The sequence below is a fragment of the Thioclava sp. F34-6 genome (assembly GCF_002213235.1).
Classification (GTDB): Bacteria; Pseudomonadota; Alphaproteobacteria; order Rhodobacterales; family Rhodobacteraceae; genus Thioclava; species Thioclava nitratireducens.
In genome coordinates this window covers 1-1,245 of the sequence record NZ_NBOA01000033.1, presented here as the reverse complement: position 1 = coordinate 1,245, position 1,245 = coordinate 1, and the positions used below count along the sequence as shown (strand labels likewise).

Below are 1,245 nucleotides of genomic sequence, written 5' to 3'. Positions count from 1 at the left end.
AGGCCAAGCTGCGTGACGACCGCGCCGAGGCGGTCGGCCCGAACGACGTCTGGGCAATGGACTTTGTTCACGATCAGAAGGTCGAACAACTAGCGCAAGAGATCGCACTCTGGTACATCGTGTCTCATTGGCGGCGGTTTAGCTATTGAGAGAAGAGATGCTCAACCTTTACATCAACCTAGATACTGCAGGAGAGCGCCGCGATTGGATGGAACATCAGTTTTCCGCGCTAGGCATCAAGGCAGAAAGGATTAGTGCTGTCACCATTGGGGAAGTGAGCAGCAAAGCCGGCGGGACTACATTCGGAAACCGGATGGGTCGTCCGTGGTTGGGCGCTGAAAAAGCCTGTGCCCTGAGCCATCGCGAATGTTGGAAACGCATCGTAGACGGGAATGATGAATTCGGTACGATCTTCGAGGATGACGTACATCTGGCTTCTGATGCCGCCGAATTTGTCACCGACAGTGCCTGGATACCCTCGGGAGTTGATGTGGTAAAGCTCGAGACATATTTACAGAAAGTATGGATAGCCAAGCGACCTGTTCCGGCGCGCGGGCGAGCGCTACATCGACTTAACTCTAATCACCGCGGCTCTGCTGGTTATATACTGAGCCGCGAGGCAGCTGCCACTCTCCTCGAGAAGACAACCAACATTGAAATGCCTTTGGATCATCTAATTTTCGATCCTGTCTACAACTTTGGGCTGAAGGTGTGGCAACTAAGCGACGCAATATGCATTCAAGACGACTGCCTGAACACCCAAGAAACTCGATTTAAGAGTCTGATATCATGTAATGCTGATCGAGCTGTAAACCGGCGCGGAAAACCAGCAAGTATGGGCAAAAAAATCCTGCGCGAGCTTACTAGAATTTATCTGCAGGCGTATAGACCCATGAAAAATCTTGCTCGCTCAATTAAAGAGCGGCACACTGTCATCTACTATCGCCAGAATGAACATACATAAAAATAGCGACAAGCTCATCTGCACGCTTACAACAACCATTGTGGGATTCATATTTTGCTATCAATGCCTGATTGAAAGACATTCCGACGCCAATGAGAGCAACCTCAGTGCCTCAGGCTGCACAACCAGAGAGAAGTCGATCCCACGACCCTCTGATCCGCACCCCAGAGCTCTACCGCCCTTAGGCAGAGTTTCCCGGCTTTGTGATCCGCACCCCAGAGCTCTACCGCCCTTAGGCAGAGTTTCCCGGCTTTGCTCAGGGTGACGGGCTGGTGACGCCC

At 51.9% G+C, this 1,245-nt stretch carries 1 protein-coding gene; it reads left to right on the top strand.

The window, feature by feature from the left end; genetic code table 11:
• Positions 1-157: 157 nt before the first annotated feature.
• Positions 158-964 carry a glycosyltransferase family 25 protein gene (locus B6V72_RS18895; RefSeq protein ID WP_088736369.1) on the top strand — a complete coding sequence of 269 codons (807 nt, stop codon included), beginning with the start codon at positions 158-160 and terminating at the stop codon, positions 962-964.
• The last annotated feature ends 281 nt before the right edge of the window (positions 965-1,245 follow it).